A 2,480-nucleotide genomic window follows, 5' to 3' on the forward strand; every position below is an offset into this window, starting at 1 on the left:
CCAGCCGCACTGGCGGCGCGGGCCGCACGTCCGGATCCCGATCGAGGCGACCCCCGAGGCCTTCGACGCGGTGGTCGCCCCGGCCGCGGCGGACATCCTCGGCGGCTACCTGCGGGCCCGCCCCTCCACGGCGGTGCTCGACGAGACGGCCGCGCTGGAGCAGCACCGGCGGCTCGCCCGCAACGAGCGCGAGCAGGGGCCGCTGACCCCGTGGGCCGCCAACAACTCCGTCGAGACCGAGCCCTACGACCGGCGCCTCACCGTCCTCGGCGGGCAGGCCGCGGCCGACCTGCTCGCCGACTACTACACGGACACCAACGACACCGTCTTCGCCGTCCTGGAGGCCGTCCGCGGCGGCGGTTCGAGGATCGCGCCCGCCGTCGACCTGTTCATCGCGGCGGCGCACCGCTTCCTGCCACCGGTGACCTACGGCTACCTCTCCTACCGCGGGCACGCCGACGCCTTCCTCGCCAAGCAACCCGACGGACTGCGCGAGCGGTTCGACCGGGTCTACGAGGCCAACGCGGACCACTTCAGGCGACGCGTCGCCACCATCACCGCGACGGACGGTCGCTACGAGGTGCCGCCGTTCGGCGGTCTGCTCGACACCCTGCTGCACTACCGCGAGCGGGCGGCCGAACTGATCCGGGCCGGGGAGCTGGCGCTCGACACCGACGCGAACGGCCGGCCGGAGGAGTGGGGTTCGAGCTGGGGCGCCTGGTCCGACCGCAGCCCGTTCCACCGGACGCTCGGCGGCCACCGGGGGGCGGCCGACCAACTCGGGGGCTGGGACGCCTTCCGGCAGTACCGGGTCGTCCTCAACTGGCTCTACCTGAACATGTACCGGATCGGCATCGGCGAGCTGGAACGCAACCTGATCTGCCACGTGGTCGCCCGCGCCGTCGAGGACGTGCACGGGGTGACCGCCATGGACCGGATCCAGGACCTGATCGGCTTCGTCGACGGCGGCGGTCGTCTGTCGCCGGGCCGTACCGGGCAGGGACAAGGGATGTGAGGGACCGTCAGGCAAAGAAATGTCATTGAATGCGCCCGTATGAAACGGAATGCCGAGTTGATATGGCATGCTCATGCTCCCGGCATGGTTCCCACGACGTGCCGCGAATGCGAGGGGGAGCACACCTTGGCCACTTCCGAAGCCGGCGCCGCCGTCAACGGCGCCCACCGACGCAACGACGACCCGAGCCGCCCGATCCTCGACCAGATCGCCGACAAGTGGTCGATGACCGTCCTGACGGTCCTCAGCGAGCCCAAGCGCTTCAACGAGATCAAGCGCCAGCTGGAGGGCGTGACCCAGCGGGTGCTCACCCAGACCCTGCGCCGTCTGGAACGCAACGGGATGATCAGGCGCCAGGTTCTGCCGACCTCCCCGGTCGGGGTCGAGTACTCGCTGACCCGACTCGGCGAATCCCTGCGGGAACCCTTCAGCCGGCTGCACACCTGGGCGGTCGACAACACGGACGAGATCCGGGCCCACCAGCGCGAGTACGACCGGCGGATGCTCGACTACAGAACACCCCTGCGGCCGGTGGCCGCCCCGCTCCCCCCGGACGGATTCCCCCAGGAACGGCCCACGCGGCTGTGACCGCCGCGCTCAGCGACCCTCGCCGAGCGCGGCGCGCAACCGGTCCAGCCGGGTGAGGGCGCGGGCCGCCCAGCCGTCGCGCAGGTGCAGCGGCACGCTCACCGTCACCCCGCTCCGGACCGGGTCGCGGACCTCCACCACGAACGGGTCGGCGGCACACAGCCGCAGGTAGGCGCTGCGGCCCGCCTCCGGCCAGTCGACCGCGGAGCCGTCCGGCAGGGCGCCGTCCTCCTCGGCCGCGGCGCGGGCGGCGAGGTGGCCGGTGAGGTCCGCGAGATCGGCATCGGTGAAACGCAACGGCAGGTACGCCCGGACGAAGCCGGCCTCGATCTCGATCCCGGCCTCGTGCCACCCTTCGTGGGGGCCGCCGCCCGCCGCGTCCTCCAGCACCACCGCGACGCTCTGCGTCCGGTCCGCGAACCTCACGACATCGAGATCCCCCACCCGCGCCCCTCCTCCTCACGCACTCCGGCCCGGCCCCCGACACCGGCCCGCCACCCGCATCCTGCCGGGTCCGACCGACAGCGCCCCGACCGGGCCCGGCCCGCGGACACCGGCGGACGGCACCGGGTCACCGGCCGGCCCGTGTGCAGGCGAGCAGTTCGGCGGCCGGTCCGGTCGGGGTGCGGCCGGAGGGCCAGACCGCGCGCAGGGACCGCCGCATGTCGATCCCCTCCGTCTCCACCTCCACCAGACGGCCGTCGGCGACGGCCGTCCGTACGGCGAGCTCGCTCATGACGGCGGGGCCCGTTCCGGCGATCACCGCGTTGCGGACGGCCGTCGCCGAGCCGAGCTCCAGCAGCCGCCGGGAGTCGCCCGCCCCCGCCCGGCGCAGCGCCCGGTCGAGGGTGTCGCGGGTGCCCGACCCCCGTTCGCG

Annotated in this window: 4 protein-coding genes; 2 read left to right on the forward strand and 2 right to left on the reverse strand. The window is 73.5% G+C overall.

The features are described 5' to 3' along the window. Both ABZ641_RS33025 and ABZ641_RS33030 read left to right on the forward strand, forming a co-directional pair. On the forward strand, positions 1–1,015 hold a 1,015-nt coding region (locus ABZ641_RS33025; RefSeq protein WP_359987844.1), incomplete at its 5' end, for a thiopeptide maturation pyridine synthase. A 126-nt stretch (positions 1,016–1,141) separates the two neighbouring features. After that, complete coding sequence (locus ABZ641_RS33030) at positions 1,142–1,603, forward strand: helix-turn-helix domain-containing protein (RefSeq protein ID WP_344623348.1); 462 nt, start codon at positions 1,142–1,144, stop codon at positions 1,601–1,603. A gap of 9 nt (positions 1,604–1,612) precedes the next feature. Here ABZ641_RS33030 and ABZ641_RS33035 read toward each other — a convergent pair whose 3' ends face one another. Both ABZ641_RS33035 and ABZ641_RS33040 read right to left on the reverse strand, forming a co-directional pair. Continuing rightward, positions 1,613–2,047, reverse strand: a complete 435-nt coding sequence (locus ABZ641_RS33035) for a DUF5959 family protein (RefSeq protein ID WP_359987847.1) — start codon at positions 2,045–2,047, stop codon at positions 1,613–1,615. A gap of 127 nt (positions 2,048–2,174) precedes the next feature. Continuing rightward, positions 2,175–2,480 (reverse strand): LysR substrate-binding domain-containing protein (locus ABZ641_RS33040; protein WP_359987850.1); only part of this gene is annotated, 306 nt, incomplete at its 5' end.

This window comes from Kitasatospora sp. NPDC007106 (assembly GCF_040634455.1).
GTDB classification, from domain to species: domain Bacteria; phylum Actinomycetota; class Actinomycetes; order Streptomycetales; family Streptomycetaceae; genus Kitasatospora; species Kitasatospora arboriphila.